The organism is Kitasatospora sp. NPDC093550 (assembly GCF_044764985.1).
GTDB lineage: Bacteria > Actinomycetota > Actinomycetes > Streptomycetales > Streptomycetaceae > Kitasatospora.
On the sequence record NZ_JBIWJF010000015.1, the window covers coordinates 204,707 to 221,208 of the forward strand.

3 protein-coding genes are annotated in these 16,502 nt (G+C 74.6%); all 3 read right to left on the minus strand.

What is annotated here, in order from left to right; all coding sequences use genetic code 11:
* Window positions 1-188: 188 nt before the first annotated feature.
* Genes ACIRD3_RS24615 through ACIRD3_RS24625 form a run of 3 tightly spaced genes read right to left on the minus strand, consistent with a single transcriptional unit; the run spans window position 189 to window position 16,198 of the window.
* Window positions 189-10,919 carry an amino acid adenylation domain-containing protein gene (locus ACIRD3_RS24615; protein WP_402220395.1) on the minus strand — a complete coding sequence of 3,577 codons (10,731 nt, stop codon included), beginning with the start codon at window positions 10,917-10,919 and terminating at the stop codon, window positions 189-191.
* Window positions 10,916-15,919 (minus strand): amino acid adenylation domain-containing protein, encoded by a 5,004-nt coding sequence (locus tag ACIRD3_RS24620; protein WP_402220398.1) that lies wholly within the window; start codon window positions 15,917-15,919, stop codon window positions 10,916-10,918. The genes ACIRD3_RS24615 and ACIRD3_RS24620 overlap by 4 nt, the downstream gene beginning before the upstream one ends.
* A gap of 60 nt (window positions 15,920-15,979) precedes the next feature.
* Window positions 15,980-16,198 (minus strand): MbtH family protein, encoded by a 219-nt coding sequence (locus ACIRD3_RS24625; protein WP_402220401.1) that lies wholly within the window; start codon window positions 16,196-16,198, stop codon window positions 15,980-15,982.
* Window positions 16,199-16,502: the final 304 nt, after the last annotated feature.

Below are 16,502 nucleotides of genomic sequence, written 5' to 3' on the forward strand. Positions count from 1 at the left end.
CGCCCGGTGCCGGCGTACACATGTCCGGCTCGGACCAATCTCCGGGATCTCCCTATATTTCGGCGCTACCGGCACTGGTCCTGGGGTTCCGTCAGGGAGCCGTGGCGGCGGCCGGGGTCCGGCGGGCGCGCGAAAAGGCCCTGCCTCCGTCGGGGGATGACGGAGGCAGGGCGGTGGGGAGGGTCAGATCACGGCATCACCGGCCAGTCGCCCAGGCGCGGGTCGGCCGCTGCGTGCGGCTGGAGGGCGGCGGAGGCCGCCTTCACGATCTGGGCGCTGGACTCGCCGTTGGTCAGCACCACCAGGCCGGAGCCCTGGTGGACCTTGAACATCGAGACCGCCTGGTAGCCGCCCGGCGAACCGCCGTGGCCGAACTCGACGTCCGGGCCGCTGTCGTCGACGATCGTGCCCAGTCCGAAGAAGCTGGAGCTGTGCGGCGTGAGCATCTGCTCCGCGAGCTCTCGGCCGATCAGGCCGAGCGGGCGGCCGAGGTAGCAGCGGCGGATCTCCAGGTCCAGCTTGGCGAGGTCGGCGGCGCTGCTCCACAGACCGGCCGCGGACTTCTCCGGGTGGATCAGCCAGCCGCCCTCGATGGTCCGGCCCTGCTGGTCGTGCCCGAGGGCGACGGGCCGGCCCGCAGTCTCCGGGAAGGACTGGTCGAAGCTGCTGTGCGCCATGCCCAGGGGGCGCAGGACCAGGGTGTCCATGAGCTCGGCGAAGGGCTCGCCGGTCACGTCGGAGACCATCTGCTCCAGCAGCGTGTAGTGGGCGTTGGACTGCCGGAAGGTGCCCGCGACCTCCTGCCGGACCGGGCCGGAGGCCGGCCGGACCTCGCCGCGCAGCAGCTCCACCGGCGTCGCCACCGGCTGCCCGCGCCGGACCCCGCGGCGCGGGGTCTCGGTCAGCCCGGCGGTGTGGCTGAGCAGGTGCCGGACCGTCACCCGGACGGTGCCGGGCAGCTGCCAGGAGGTGAGGTAGCGGTTGACGTCCTCGTCCAGGGCGACCAGGCCCTCCTCGACGAGCATCAGGACGCCGAGCGCGGTGACGTGCTTGCCCCAGGAGCCGACCTGGAAGATCGTGTCCGGGGTCACCGGCTCGCTCGACCCGGCGGCCAGGGTGCCCAGGGCCTCCAGGGCGACCAGTTCGCCGCCCTCGACCACCGCGATGCTCGCGCCGGGCACCTCGACCGCCTCCAGGACGGCCGTCAGCGAGTCGAGCGAGACCCGCTGCGGGGCCGGCGCGACGGCCGGGGCGACCGGCGCCGGGGTGTCCAGGGCGCGCGGCGGGCGGCCCGTGGCCAGGTCCACCGCCGCCGCCAACTGCCCCAGGGTGTCGTGCTGGTAGAGCATGAACAGGGTCACCGGCAGGTCGGCCTGGCGGGCCGCGGCGATCACCCGGATGACCAGGATCGAGTCGCCGCCGAGGCGGAAGAAGTTGTCCTCGGTGCCGATCCGTTCGACGCCCAGCGCCTCCGACCAGAGGGCGGCGATCCGCTTCTCGGTCGCGGTGCGCGGTTCGACGTACGTCCGGTCGGGCTCCGTCCAGACCTCGGGGTCGGGGAGGACGTTGCGGTCCACCTTGCCGTTGGCGGTGAGCGGGATGGTGTCCAGCTCCACGAAGACCTGCGGGACCATGGTGTCCGGCAGCGTCCGCGCCAGCAGCTCGCGCAGCTCCTCCGCCGGGGCCGGCCGGCCGCCGACGGGCACCAGGTAGCCGATCAGGCGCTGGTGGCCGTTCGGGTCCGGGCGGACCGCCGCGACCGCCTCGGCGATGTACGGCAGGCGGGTCAACGCGGCCTCGATCTCGCCGAGTTCGATCCGCACGCCGCGGATCTTGACCTGGTGGTCGACCCGGCCGAGGAACTCCAGACCGCCCTCGTCGTTCCAGAGGACCACGTCGCCGGTGCGGTACAGCCGCGACCCGGCCGGCCCCCACGGGTCCGGCAGGAAGCGCTCGGCGGTCAGCTCGGGCCGGCCGCCGTAGCCGCGGGCCACGCCCACGCCGCCGACGTACAGCTCGCCCGGCACCCCGACCGGCACCGGCGCCATCGCGGCGTCCAGCACCTGCAGCCGGGTGTTGCGCACGGACCGGCCGATGGTCACCCGGGCCTCGCCGATCGGGTCGCCGGCGCCGATCAGGGCGTGCGTGACGTCGTCCGAGCACTCGGTCGGGCCGTAGGCGTTGACCATCGGCACCTCCGGGAAGCGGTCGAACCAGCGCCGGCACAGGTCCGGCGGCAGCGCCTCACCGGTGACCACCATCCATCGCAGGTACGGGAGTTCGGCGGTCAGCGCGCCCGAGTCCCAGGCGTCCATCGCGGCCCGCAGCAGCGAGGGGACGACCTCCAGGACGGTGACCCGCTCCTCGGCCACCCGGGGCAGCAGGGCCAGCGGGTCGACCGCGGTCCCGGCGTCCACGACCCGGACCGAGCCGCCCACCACGAGGGTGGAGAGCATCTGCCAGACCGAGATGTCGAAGGCCATCGAGGCGTTCTGCACCACCGAGTCGGCGGCCGTGAGGCCCAGGTCCTCGATCTTCGCCAGCAGGTGGTTGGCCATGCCCCGGCGGTGCACCAGGACGCCCTTGGGACGGCCGGTGGAGCCGGAGGTGTAGATGACGTACGCCAGGTCGTCCGGCCCGGCGAGCGGGGCGGGGTTGTCGGCGGGGTGGTGGTTCCACTCCTCCGGCCGGTCCAGCAGCACCGGCACGGCGGCCAGGCCCGGGGCGGCGGCCAGCAGCGGCGCCATCCGGTGGGTCTCGGTCAGCAGGACCGCGATGTCGGCGTCCTGGGCCATGTAGCCCAGGCGCTCGGCCGGGTACTCCGGGTCGAGCGGCAGGTAGGCGCCGCCGGACTTGAGCACCGCGAGCACCGCGACGACGGTGGACGGCGAGCGGTCGGCGCAGATGCCCACCAGGGTGTCCGGGCCGACGCCCAGCGCCCGCAGGTGGTGGGCGAGCCGGTTGGCCCGCCGGTTGACCTCCGCGTAGTCGAGCACCACGCCGTCGGCGGTGATCGCCGGACGGTGCGGGGTGAGCTCCGCGTACCGCTCGAACTCCGCCTCGGCCATCAGCCACACCTGCTCGCGGTCGGTCGCCGTCCAGGCGGCCAGCCGCTCCTCGTCCTGCGGGGCGAGGTAGGTGGTGCGGGCGTCGCCGTCCGGGTCGGCCGCCATCGCGGCCAGCACGGCGCGGTACATGGCGGCCAGCCGGGCGCCGTTGGCCGGGCTGAGCACCGAGGTGTCGGCGGTCAGGTTGAGCCCCGCGCCGCCGGTGGCGACGCTGAGCGCGAACTCGGTGCTGCTCTCGCCGATGGCGGCGGTGGCGTCGATCTCCGCGCTGTCGAAGCCGCGGAAGTCGTGGTAGTTGAAGATCACGTCGATCTGGCGGCGGCCGCCGGCCATCTCGCGCTGGATCGCCTGGAGCGGGTAGCGGCGGTGCGACCAGAGCTCCACCTCGCGGGCGAAGACCTGCTCGACCAGCTCGCGCCAGGTCCGGGCGGAGCGGTCCGCCGCGAACGGCAGGGTGTTGAGGTACATGCCCTGCACCCGGTCGGCGCCGGGCGCCTCGGGCCGGGCGTCGCAGACCAGGCCGGTGTGGAAGCGCCCGTCCTCGGTCAGCTGGCTCATCACCTTGAGGTGGGCGGCGAGCAGGACGCTCTTCACCGACACCTTCGCCCGGGCCGCGAAGGCCCGCAGCGGCTTCTCCAGGTCCCCGAGCGGCACCTGGCTGACGTGCGGCCGGCCCTCGCCGGGCGCGCCCCAGCCGGCCGGCACCGAGACCGGCGCGTGCCGCCCGACGATCCCGCGCCAGTACCCGCGGTCCTCCTCGGAGGCGAGCGAGGCGAGTTCGCCGGCCACGAAGTCGGCGAAGCGCACGCCCGGGGCCTCGTACGGGCCCGGCGCCCCGCTGTCGCGGTACGCCCGGTAGACCTCCACCAGCTCGGTGAGCAGCGCGAACTGGCTCCAGCCCTGGGTCAGCGCGTGCGGCTGGGTGAAGGCCAGCCGCCAGCCGCCCGGCTCGTCGAGGTGCACCGCGACCCGCAGCAGCGGCGGCGCGGCCGGGTCGAACACGTCGGCCCGCTCGGTGGCGAAGAACCCCTCCAGCGCGGCCCGGCGGCCCGCCGCGTCCAGCTCGCGCAGGTCGTGCACGGTGACCGGGATCGCCAGCTCGCGGTGGACGAGCTGGAGCGGGGTGGAGTAGCCGGTGAGGTCGAAGGAGGTGCGCAGGGTCTCGTGCCGGCGCGCCAGCTCCTGGACGGCGAGGCGCAGCGCGGCCTCGTCGAAGGGCTGCTCGTCGTTGATCCGGTAGGAGACGCACTGGTGGTAGCTGGCCTCGCCGCCGGAGAGCATCTCGACCAGCATGCCGAGCTGCACCTGGGTGGCCGGGTAGGCGTCCACGACGCCCTGCGGCAGGACCGCCAGGTCCTCGTCGGAGAGCAGCGCGAACGGCTCGACCGGGGCGGCCGATTCGGCGGGCGCCGGCCGGCCGGTGATCAGCTCGCCCAGCCCGGCGACGGTGCGCCGCTCGAAGACGTCCTTCACGGCCACGTCGTACCCGGCCCGGCGCAGCGCGCCGACCAGGGTGACGGCGCGGATGGAGTCGCCGCCGAGCTCGAAGAAGCCGTCCTCGACGCCGACCCGCTCGACCCCGAGCACCTCGGCCCAGACCTCGGCGACCCGCTCCTCCACGGAGCTGCGCGGGGCGACGTAGGCGGCCTCGTCGACCTGGGTCAGGCCGTCCGGGGCGGGCAGCGCGGCCTTGTCGAACTTGCCGTTGACGGTCAGCGGCATCGACTCCAGGGTGACGAACGCGGCCGGGACCATGTACTCGGGCAGCGAGCGGGAGAGCAGGGCCCGCAGCTCCTTGGTCGAGGGGCCCTCGGCGCCGTTCGGGACGAGGTAGCCGACCAGGCGGTCGTCCCGGACGACGACCACGGCCTGCCGGATGCCGGGGTGTTCCAGCATCACGCCGGCGATCTCGCCGAGTTCGATGCGGTAGCCGCGGATCTTGACCTGGGTGTCGATGCGGCCGAGGAACTCCAGGCCGCCGTCGGGGCGGCGGCGGGCGAGGTCGCCGGAGCGGTAGAGGCGGGAGCCGGGCGGGCCCCACGGGTCCGGGACGAAGCGTTCGGCGGTCAGTTCCGGGCGGTCGAGGTAGCCGCGGGCCACACCCGGGCCGGCGACGTGGATCTCGCCCGGGACGCCGACCGGGACCATCCGCCCCGCGTGGTCCAGCAGATGAATCCGAAGATCGCCGAGCGGGTCGCCCACGCGGTTGCCCGCAAGCGGGTCAAGGTCGTTCTCCTCGATCCGGTAGAAGGTGGAGTGCACGGTGGTCTCGGTGATGCCGTACATGTTGATCAGCGCGGGCCGGGACAGGCCCATCAGGTCGGCCCAGGGCCGCAGTTCCGGCACTTCGAGCTTCTCGCCCGCGAAGACCACGGCGCGCAGGTCCAGGTCGGCCAGGCGCGGGTCCTGCTCCACCGCGGCGGAGACCAGCGAGCGGAAGGCGGTCGGGGTCTGGGACAGGACGGTGACCCGCTCGGCGACCAGCAGGTCGAGGAAGTCCTCCGGCGAGCGCGTGACGGCCTGCGGGACGACGACCACCCGGCCGCCGTACAGCAGGGCGCCCCACGTCTCGAAGACGGAGACGTCGAAGGCGTACGAGTGGAACATCGAGAAGACGTCCGACGGGGCGAAGCCGTAGTGCTCGTGCGCGGTGGTCATCAGCCGGACCACGTTGGTGTGGGTGAGCACGCAGCCCTTGGGCTTGCCGGTGGAGCCGGAGGTGTAGATCACGTAGATCACGTGCTCGGGGGTGGAGACCGGCTCCGGGTCGGTCGCCGGGTGGGCGGCGATCAGTTCGGCGTCCCGGGCCAGTTCGATCACCGTGCCGGGGAAGACGCCGGCCAGCACCGGGGCGGTGCAGGGGGAGACGATCGCCAGCTTGGCGCCGGAGTCCTCCAGGGCGTAGCCCAGCCGGTCGCTCGGGTGGGCCGGGTCCAGCGGCAGGTAGCCGGCGCCGGACTTGAGGATGCCGAGCAGGGTCGGCAGCAGCTCGGCGTCGCGCTCCAGGCACATGCCGACCAGGTCCTCCGCGCCGACCCCGAGCGAACGCAGGTGGTGGGCGAGGCGGTTGGCGCGCTCGTTGACCTCGGCGTAGGTGAGGTGGACGTCGCCGGCGGTGACCGCGACGGCGTCCGGGGTGCGGGCCGCCTGCCGTTCGAACAGCTCGTGCACGGTGGCCTCGACCGGGGTGGCGGGCCGGGCGGCGCCGTCGGTGAGCAGGGCGTGCTCGGCGGGGGAGACCAGGACCGCGGTGGCGTCGCCGTCCGGATCCGCCGCCATCGCCTCCAGCACCGCCCGGTACATCCCGGCCATCCGCTCCAGGTTGACGGGGCTGACGCAGCGCGGGTTGGCGGTGAGGATGATGTGGCCGGCCCGGGAGGCGACGGTCAGCGGGAACTCGGTCGGGCTGTCGTCGATCGCCTCGGTCTCCTGGTCGAGCAGGTCGCCGTCGATCTGGTGGAAGTCCTGGTAGTTGAAGTAGACGTCCATCAGGCGCTCGGCGCCGCCCCACTCGCGCTGGACCGCCGGGAACGGGTAGCGGCGGTGCGGCCACAGGCCGACCTCGGTGGCGAAGGTCGCCGCCACCAGCTCGCGCCAGGTGCGGGCGGAGCGGTCGTGGGCGATCGGGAGCGTGTTGAGGTACATGCCCAGCACGCGGTCCGCGCCGAGCCGTTCGGGGCGGGCGTCGCAGACCAGCCCGGAGTGGAAGGACCGCTCCTCGGTCAGCTGGCTGAGCACCTTGAGGTGGGCGGCGATCACGACGCTCTTGAACGAGGCCTTCGCCTTGGTGGCCAGCGCGCGCAGCGCGGGTTCGAGGTCGCGCAGGTCGGCGGCGGCCTTGACGGTGCCGCGCCCGGCGGTGGCGTCGCCCCAGCCGGCCGGCAGCAGGTAGCGGGCGTGGCCCTGGACGACCCCCTGCCAGTAGGCGCGGTCCTCCGCGGAGGCCAGCGACTCCAGCTCGTCGGCGATGAAGTCGGCGAAGCGCACGTCCGGGGTCGGCGGGGTGTCCGGGTCCTGCGGGGCGAGGCCGTCGCGGATCCGGACGTAGGTGCGCAGGAGCTCCATCAGCAGGGAGTGCTGGCTCCAGCCCTCCATGACCGGGTGGCACTCGGTGACCGAGATCCACCAGCCGTCGTCGGTGACCAGTGCGTGGTAGCGCATCAGCGAGGGGACGGTGAGGTCGAACAGGTTCGTCCGCTCGGCGGCGGTGAAGGCGCGGATCCGGCGCGTCGCCTCCTCGGCGTCCAGGCCGCGCAGGTCGGTCATCCCGGCCGCGGTGGCGGCGGTGGCGTGCACCAGCTGCATCGGGCGGGAGAAGCCGTTGAGGTGGATCGAGGTGCGCAGCATCTCGTGCCGCTCGGTGACGAAGCGGACGGCCGCCTCGAACGCCGGGTGGTCGAAGGGCTGCTCGTCGTTGATCCGGCCGGCGCTGACGTTGTGGTAGTTGTTCAGGCCCTCGTCGGCCAGCATCTCGACGACCATGCCGAGCTGCACCTGGGAGAGCGGGTAGGCGTCGGTGACGCCCTCGGGCAGCAGCGCGCGGTCCTCGTCGGGGAGCAGCGCGAACGGCCGGACGCCGGCGGTGGCCCCGGCCGCGGCCGGACGGCCGGTGATCAGCTCGCTCAGCCGGGCCACCGTGCGGTGCTCGAAGACGTCCCGGACGGCCAGGTCGAAGCCGCTCTCGCGCAGCGCGCCGACCAGGGCGACGGCGCGGATGGAGTCGCCGCCGAGCTCGAAGAAGCCGTCCTCCACACCGACCCGCTCGACCCCGAGCACCTCGCGCCAGACCGCGGCGACCTGCTCCTCGACCGGGGTGCGCGGTGCCACGTACGCGGCGCCGGTGCCCAGGTCGCCCTGGTCGGGGGCGGGCAGGGCGCGCTGGTCGAGCTTGCCGTTGACGGTGAGCGGGATGCGCTCCAGCGCGACGAAGGCGGTGGGCACCATGTAGCCGGGCAGCATGGCCGCGCAGTGCGCCGCCAGCTCGCCGCCGGCGGGCAGCCGCTCCCCGGCGGGGACGAGGTAGGCGACCAGGCGCTTGTCACCGGGGCCGTCCTCGCGGGCCACCACGACGCCGTCCCGGACGCCGGGGTGGTCCTGGAGCACCTTGGCGATCTCGCCGAGTTCGATGCGGTAGCCGCGGATCTTGACCTGGGTGTCGATGCGGCCGAGGAACTCCAGGCCGCCGTCGGGGCGGCGGCGGGCGAGGTCGCCGGAGCGGTAGAGGCGGGAGCCGGGCGGGCCCCACGGGTCCGGGACGAAGCGTTCGGCGGTCAGTTCCGGGCGGTCGAGGTAGCCGCGGGCCACACCCGGGCCGGCGACGTGGATCTCGCCCGGGACACCGACCGGGACCAGCTCGCCGTGCTCGTCGAGCAGCCGGATGCCCAGGTCGGCCAGCGGCCGGCCGATGGCGTTGCCCGCCCCGGCGGCGAGGTCCGCCGGGCCGACGCGGTGGTACGTGGTGTGCACGGTGGTCTCGGTGATGCCGTACATGTTGATCAGCTCGGGGGTGTCCAGCCCCCGGCGCCCGGCCCATTCGCGCAGCGCCGCGAAGTCCAGCGCCTCGCCGCCGAACACGACGGTGCGCAGGGCCAGTTCGGCGGGCTCGGCCCGGCGGCCGTCGGCCCGGATCAGCTGGGCGAAGGCGGAGGGGGTCTGGTTGAGCACGGTGACCCGCTGCTCGGCCAGCAGGTCGAGGAAGAGCTCCGGGTCCCGCGCGGTGAGGCTCGGCACGATCACGACCCGGCCGCCGTGCAGTACGGCGCCCCAGATCTCCCACACCGAGAAGTCGAAGGCGTAGGAGTGGAACATCGTCCAGACGTCGTCCGGACCGAAGCCGAACTGCGGGCGGGTGGTGTCGAACAGGCGCAGCACGTTGGCGTGGGTGAGCACGCAGCCCTTGGGCTTGCCGGTGGAGCCCGAGGTGTAGATGACGTAGACGGTGTTGTCCGGGCCGGAGACCGGCTCGGGGTCGGTGGTCGGGCCGTCCGGCACCGCCGCGTCGACCAGCTCGCCGGCGAAGACCGGGGCGAGCAGCTCGCGGGTGGCCGGGTGGACGACGGCGACCTTGGCGCCGGAGTCGGCGAGCACGTAGCCCAGGCGGTCGCTCGGGTTGGCCGGGTCCAGCGGGAGGTAGCCGGCGCCGGACTTGAGCACGCCGAGCAGGCTCGGCACCAGGTCGGCGCCGCGCTCCAGGCAGACGCCGACCAGGTCCTCCGGGCCGACGCCCAGCGAACGCAGGTGGTGCGCCAGGCGGTTGGCCCGCTCGTTGACCTCGGCGAAGGTGAGCTCGCGGCCGTCGGCGACCACCGCGACGGCGTCCGGGGTGCGGGCGGCCCACTCCTCGAACATCCGGTGCAGGGTGGTGCGGACGGGCTCGGACGGGCGGTGGCCGTCCAGCGCGCCGGTCAGCACGGCGCGCTCGTCGGCGCCGAGGACCTCCAGCCGGGAGACCGGCTTCGCGGGGTCGGTGGTGGCCGCGTCGAGCAGGGCGGCCAGGTGGCCGGCCATCCGCTCGGCGGTGGCCCGGTCGAACAGTGCGGTGGCGTACTGGAGCCGGCCGCCGAGGCCGCCGTCCTTGCGCTCCTCGACCTGGAGCAGCAGGTCGTACTTGGCGATCACGTCGGCGAACTCGAAGGGCTCGACGGCCAGCCCGGGCAGCGAGACGAAGCCCTCGCGCTCCTCGTGCCAGGTCAGCGCGACCTGGTGCAGCGGGGTGCGGGAGGCGTCGCGCTCCGGCTGGAGCTCGTCGACCAGCCGGGCGAACGGCACCTCCTGGTGGTCGAAGGCGTCCAGGACGGTGGCCCGGGCCCGGTCGAGCAGCTCGCCGAAGCCCGGGTCGTCGGACCAACGGGCGCGCAGCACCAGGGTGTTGATGCCGTAACCGATGAGCCGCTGCAGCTCGGGGCGGGTGCGGCCGGAGACCACGGTGCCGACGTTGACGTCCGGGCGGCCGCTGTAGCGGGCGAGCAGGACCTGGAAGGCGGTGAGCAGCACGGCGAACGGCGTGGTGCCGTGCGCGTGGGCCAACTCCCGAACCCTTCCGGCCAGCTCGTGCGAGAAGGTGAGCGGGACGTCGGCGCCGGCCGCGTCCCGGACCTCCGGGCGCGGGCGGTCGGTGGGCAGCTCGGCGGGCAGGCTGTCGGCCAGCTGCCCGCGCCAGTAGGCGAGTTGGCGCTCCAGCGCGGGGCCGGCCAGCTGCTCCTGCTGCCAGGCGGCGAAGTCGGCGTACTGGACCTCCGGCCCCGCGGGGGCGGCGCCGCCGCCCTGGACGGCGGTGGTGTAGGCGGCCTCCAACTCGGCTCCGAAGAGGTTCACCGACCAGGCGTCGCAGGCGATGTGGTGGAACACCACGGCCAGCACGTGGTCGTCCTCGGCCAGCCGGAACAGCTCGGCCCGGGCGGGCCACTCGGTGGCGAGGTCGAAGGAGCGGCGGGCGGCCCGCTCGACCGCCTCGCGCGCCCGGTCCGGCTCCGTACGGAGGTCGGTCACCGGCACCTCGACGGGGTGGGCCTCGTCGACCAGCTGCACCGGTTCGGTGCCCAGCAGGGCGTAGCGGGTGCGCAGGATCTCGTGGCGGGCCACGATCCGGTTCCAGGCGGCCTCCAGGGCGGGGACGTCGAGCGTCCCGCGCAGCCGGAGCACCAGCGGCACCAGGTATTCGGCGCTCTCCGGGTCCAGCCGGTTCAGGAACCACATCTGCTGCTGGCCGGCGGACAGCTTCAGCGGCTGCTCGCGGTCGGCGCGGGGGATGCCGGCGGCCTTGCGGGAGCCGCGGCGTCCGGCCAGCCGGCTGCGGAGGAGCTCCTCGCGCCGGGCGGCCGCGGTGCTGGTCTCGGTCTCGGCGGTGGTCATGCCTTCTGCTCCTCCATCAGCTCGGAGTCGGTCAGCTGGTCGATCTCTGCGGTGATCTCGGCCTCGACCGCCGTGGCCATCTCGGCGACGGTGGGGCCCTCGAAGACGGCCCGGACGGGCATCCGGATCTCGAACTCGGCCTGCAGCTCGGCGATCAGGGTGATCGCCAGGATCGAGTTGCCGCCGGAGTGGAAGAAGTTGTCGTGCACCCCGACGGTGGTGCCGAGCAGCTCCTGCCAGATCTCGGCGATCCGCTCCTCGACGACGGTGCGCGGCGCGACCGACTCCTGCTCCCGCACCTCCTCGGGGGCGGGCAGCGCGGCCCGGTCGACCTTGCCGTTGGCGTTCAGCGGAAGGGCGTCGAGCGGGGTGTAGCTGGTCGGCACCAGGTAGGCCGGCAGGTACTCGGCGCAGTACGCGCCCAGCTCCTCGCCGGGCACCGGGGTGCCGTTCGCGGGGACGTAGTAGGCGGCGAGCCGGGCCTCCGGCTGCCCGCCGTCGCTCTCGCCGACCAGGGCGACGACCACGGCCTCGGCCACCCCGGGGTGGCGCACCAGCGCGGCCCGGGCCTCGCCGGGCTCGATCCGGTAGCCGCGGATCTTCACCTGGTTGTCGATCCGGCCCAGGAAGTCGACCGCCCCCTCGGGCAGCCAGCGGGCCAGGTCGCCGGTGCGGTAGATCCTGGCGCCGGGGGCGCCGTACGGGTCCGGCAGGAAGCGTTCGGCGGTCAGCTCCGGCTGGTCGGCGTAGCCGCGGGCGACGCTGATGCCGCCGACGTACAGCTCGCCGACCGCCCCGGCGGGCACCGGGCGCAGGTCGGGGTCGAGGACGTGCATGGTCAGGCCCGGGAGCGGGCGGCCGATCGGGACGATGCCCGCGGTGCCCTCGACCGGCACCGGGTAGGTGCAGGTGCCGACGGAGGCCTCGGTCGGGCCGTACTCGTTGATCAGGCGGCCTTCGCCGAGCCAGGCGGCCCACTGGCCGGCCAGCCGGCCGGAGAGCGCCTCGCCGGCCACCACCACGACGCCGGCCAGCCCGGCGGCCTGGGCGGGCGTGATCTGGCGGGAGAGGATCTCCAGGTGCCCGGGCGTCAGCTTGAGGAAGCTGAACGGGCCGGCCGCGACCAGGCGTTCGCCCAGCTCGGAGAGGTCCGTGTGCTGCGCCAGCATGGTGACCCTCTGGCCGCACAGCAGCGGGGCCCACAGGTTCGGGACGACCAGGTCGAAGGCGACGGAGGAGAACACCGCCCCGCCGCCGGTGCCCCGGGCGGCCAGCTCGGCGACGGCCCACTGCAGGTGGTTGGCCAGGCCCCGGTGCGGCACGGCGACGCCCTTGGGCTTGCCGGTCGAGCCGGAGGTGTAGATCACGTAGGCCAGCCGGTCCAGGTCGGGGCGCAGCGCCGGCGCGGTGGCGGGCAGCGGCGCGAGCGCCCCGGCGAGGGTGTCCACCGTGACGACGAGGCCCGGGTACCCGGCCGCGAAGCGGTCGGCGTACGAGGACTGGGTGAGCACCACCGGGGCCTGGGCGTCGGCGGCCATGGTCGCGATCCGGCCGGCGGGCCAGCTCGGGTCCATCGGCACGTACGCGGCGCCGGCCTTCCAGGCGGCGAGCATCGCGGTGAGCAGGTCCGCGCCCCGGTCCAGCAGCACGCCGACCACCGACTCCTCGGTGACGCCGAGCCCGCGCAGGTGGTGGGCCAGGCGGTTGGCCCGGGCGTCGAGTTCGGCGTAGCCCGTGGTGCGTCCGGGCTCGGCGACGGCGACGGCGTCCGGGGTGAGCGCGGCCTGCCGCTCGAAGCGCTGCAGGGTGGTCAGCTCGACCGGGAGCTCCGCGCCGACCGCCCAGTCGCCGAGCAGGGTGGCGCGCTCCTCGGCGGGCAGCAGGTCGATCTCGCCGAGGGCGGTGGCCGGGTCGGCGGCGACGGAGCCGAGCAGCCGGACGAAGCGGTCGGCGAGCGCCCTGATGCTGTCGGCGTCGAAGAGCGCGGTCGCGTACTCCAGCTGCCCCTCCATGCTGCCGTCGGCGTTGCGGCGCATGTAGAGGGTCAGGTCGGTGTGGGCCAGGCCCCAGAGGGCGGCCAGGGTGTCGCGGTCCTCGGCGGTCTCGGTGGCGCCGTTGAACTCCTCGTCGTGCAGGTCGAAGGCGACCTGGTAGAGCGGGGTGCGGGAGAGGTCGCGGACCGGCGCCAGCTCGTCCACCAGGCGCTCGAACGGGAGGTCCTGGTGGGCGAAGGCGTCCCGGCAGACCTCCCGGACGCGCTCCAGCGCCTCGCCGAAGCCCAGAGCGCCGTCCAGGCCGCAGCGCAGCACCAGGCTGTTGAGGAAGAAGCCGACGACGTTCTCGACCCCGGCCCGGTCCCGGCCGGCGACGGGGGTGCCGATCGGCAGGTCCCACTGGCCGGCGTGCCGGGCGAGGAGGGCGGCGAAGCCGGTGAGCAGGGTGGCGAACGGGGTCGCGCCGTGGGCGCGGCCGATCGCGGTCAGGCGCTCGGCCACCTCGGCGGGGACGGTGAAGAACTCCACCGAGCCGCGGCCGTCCCGGACGGCCGCGCGCGGCCGGTCGGTCGGCAGGCCGATCGGGGTGAGGCCCGCCAACACGCCCCGCCAGTGGTCGAGTTCGGCCTGCAGCAGCGCGTCGGTGAACTGCTCGCGCTGCCATGCGGCGTAGTCGGCGTACTGGACCGGGAGCGCCGGCAGGGCGGCCGGGCGCTGCTCGGCCTCGGCGGCGAGCAGCTCCGTGAGCTCGCGCTCCATGATCGAGGAGGACCAGCCGTCGGTGACGATGTGGTGCATGGTCAGGACCAGCACCTGCTCCTCGCCGGGCAGCCGGGCCAGCAGGCCGCGCAGCAGCGGGCCGTGTTCGAGGTCGAAGCCCCGGCCGAACTCCTCGGTGAGCAGCGCGGTGAGTTCCGCGCGGTCCACGTCCAGCTCGCGGATCCCCACCGCGGAGGGCTCCTGGACGAACTGCAGCGATTCGCCGTCCACCACCGCGTAGCGGGTGCGCAGCGCCTCGTGCCGGGCGACCAGCGCGTCGACGGCCCGGCGGACCCGGGCGGCGGGGGTGTCGGCGGGCAGCCGGAGGAACATGCCGGCCACCCACTCGGCGCTCTGCGGGTTCATCCGGTCCATGAACCAGAGCCGGTGCTGGCCGAAGGAGAGCGGCAGGCCGCCCTCGCGGGGGACGGGGACGATGGCCGCGGCCGGCTCGGGCGCGGCGGGGGCGAACAGTTCGGCCATCGCCTCGACGGTCGCCGCGGCCAGCAGTGCCCGCAGCTTGACCTCCCGGCCGAACAGCACGGAGAGCCGGTTGGCCAGCCGGGTGAGCTGGAGCGAGGTGCCGCCGAGGCGGAAGAAGTCGTCGCCGAGGCCGACCCGGTCGACCTTCAGCAGCTCCTGCCAGGCCTCGGCGATCCGCCGCTCGGTCTCCGTGCGCGGAGCCCGGTGGGCGGCCCGGTCGGCCCCGGCGTCCGGGAGCGGCGCCGGGAGGGCCTTGCGGTCCACCTTGCCGCTGGAGTTCAGCGGGAACTCCTCGACCGCGACGAAGGCGGCCGGGAGGTGGGTCTGCGGCAGCCGCTCGGCCAGGAAGCCGCGCAGCTCGCCGACGACGGAGGCGTCGCGGGTGCGGACGTACGCGGCCAGCCGCGGTCCGCCGTCGGGGGCGGTGAAGGTGGTGACGACGGCGCCGACGACTCCGGGGTGGGCGGCGAGCGCGGCCTCCACCTCGCCCGGCTCGATCCGGACGCCGTTGACCTTGGCCTGGTCGTCGGCGCGGCCCAGGTACTCCAGCACGCCGTCCTTGCGCCAGCGCACCCGGTCGCCGGTGCGGTAGAGGCGCGAGCCGTCCTTGGCGTAGGCGTCCGGGACGAAGCGCTCGGCGGTGAGGTCCGGGCGGCCCAGGTAGCCGCGGGCCACCCCGATGCCGCCGGCGCACAGCTCGCCGGGCACGCCGACCGGCACCGGCCGGCCGTTGGCGTCGGCCACCAGCACCCGCAGGTTGTCCAGCGGGCGGCCGATCGGCACCGGGCCGGTCAGCTGGGCACGGTCGAAGCGGTGCGCGGTGACGTCGATGGAGCACTCGGTCGGGCCGTAGGTGTTCCACACGTCGACGTCCACGCGGCCGAGCACGCGCTGGACGAGTTCGGCGTGCAGCGCCTCACCGGCCGAGAACAGCAGCCGCAGCGAGCCGCAGCCCGTCCAGTCCGGCTCCTCGACCAGCAGCCGCAGCACCGACGGGACCACCTGGAGGACGGTCACGCCGTACTCGGCGGTGGCGCGCAGCAGGGCGGCCGGGTCGCGCTCGGCGCCGACCGGCGCGAGCACCACGGCGCCGCCGCAGATCAGCGGGGCGAAGACCTCCCAGCAGTGCGCGTCGAAGGTCAGCGCGGTCTTCTGCAGCACCCGGTCGTCCGGGCCGAGGCCGGGGCCGCGCAGCAGCCAGCCGATCCGGTTGCCGATGCCGGCCTGGGTGACGACGACGCCCTTCGGGGTGCCGGTCGAGCCGGAGGTGTGGATGACGTACGCGGCGTTGGCCGGGGCGAGGCCCGTCACCGGCGCGGTCCGCGGGAGCCGCGCGGTGGCCGCGCTCAGTTCGGCGGGGGTGAGGCAGCGGACGTCGGCCCCGGCGAACAGGCCGACGGCGTCCTCCTCGGCCAGCACCAGCGCGGTGCCGGTGTCCCGGACCGTCCAGTCGAGCCTGGCGGCCGGCTGGTCCGGGTCGAGCGGGACGTACGCGCCGCCGGCCCGCCAGACGGCGAGCAGCGCGACCACCAGGTCGGCGCCGCGCCGCAGGCAGACACCGACGACGCGGTCCGGGCCGATGCCCTGGTCCCGCAGGAAGTGGGCGAGCCGGTTGGCCCGCTCGTCGAGCTGGGCGTAGCTGAGCTCGACCCGCCCGTCGACAACGGCGACCCGGTCCGGGGTGCTCGCCGCCTGGCGGGCGACGAGCTCATGGACGGGGGTGAACTCGCCGGTTGAGCCGTTCGACCACGACTCGGGAATCATAGGTACTCCTCATACGGTCGGCAGCTGCCGATGGGCGGGTCAGGGGCGGGCGTCGGGTGCTCAGGCGGCGGTCTGCTCCATGCGCCGGCGCAGGCTCAGCGGACGCATGTCGGTCCACACCCGGCCGATGTGGGCCAGGGCGTCCTCCCGGCTGCCGGCGAACCCCTCGGCGCGCCACCCGGCGGGCAGCTCGCGGTCGGCGGACCAGATCGAGTACTGCTCCTCGTCGTTGAGCACCACCAGGAAGGAGGGAGTGGCGTCGTTCTTCGCAGCGGACATGGAAATCTCCTCGGCCTTCACGAGACAGGGACTGACGTTGTGACCAGCCTCGGCGCAGCGGCTATACGGGATCTCTGGGCGCACTGCAGTTCGGATGCAGTGACGGACCGTTCGAAGCCGGCGACGGGCGGTTCGGAGGCGGCGACGCGCGGTCCGGAGACGGCACGGCAAAGGGGCGTGGGGGGCCCCGGGCGCCCCCCCCCCCCCCCGGGGGGGGGGTGGTGGTGCACAGGCGGTGCTGTCGCCGCTGGCGCCGCGGGCGGCGGGCTAGGCGCCCGCGGCGGGGTCGGCGGGGTGGGCGCCG

What these genes read in the sequence shown, in the direction of transcription:
- ACIRD3_RS24615 (WP_402220395.1), bottom strand. Translation starts at nt 10,919, where the DNA reads ATGACCACCGCCGAGACCGAGACCAGCACCGCGGCCGCCCGGCGCGAG.
- ACIRD3_RS24620 (WP_402220398.1), bottom strand. Translation starts at nt 15,919, where the DNA reads ATGATTCCCGAGTCGTGGTCGAACGGCTCAACCGGCGAGTTCACCCCC.
- ACIRD3_RS24625 (WP_402220401.1), bottom strand. Translation starts at nt 16,198, where the DNA reads ATGTCCGCTGCGAAGAACGACGCCACTCCCTCCTTCCTGGTGGTGCTC.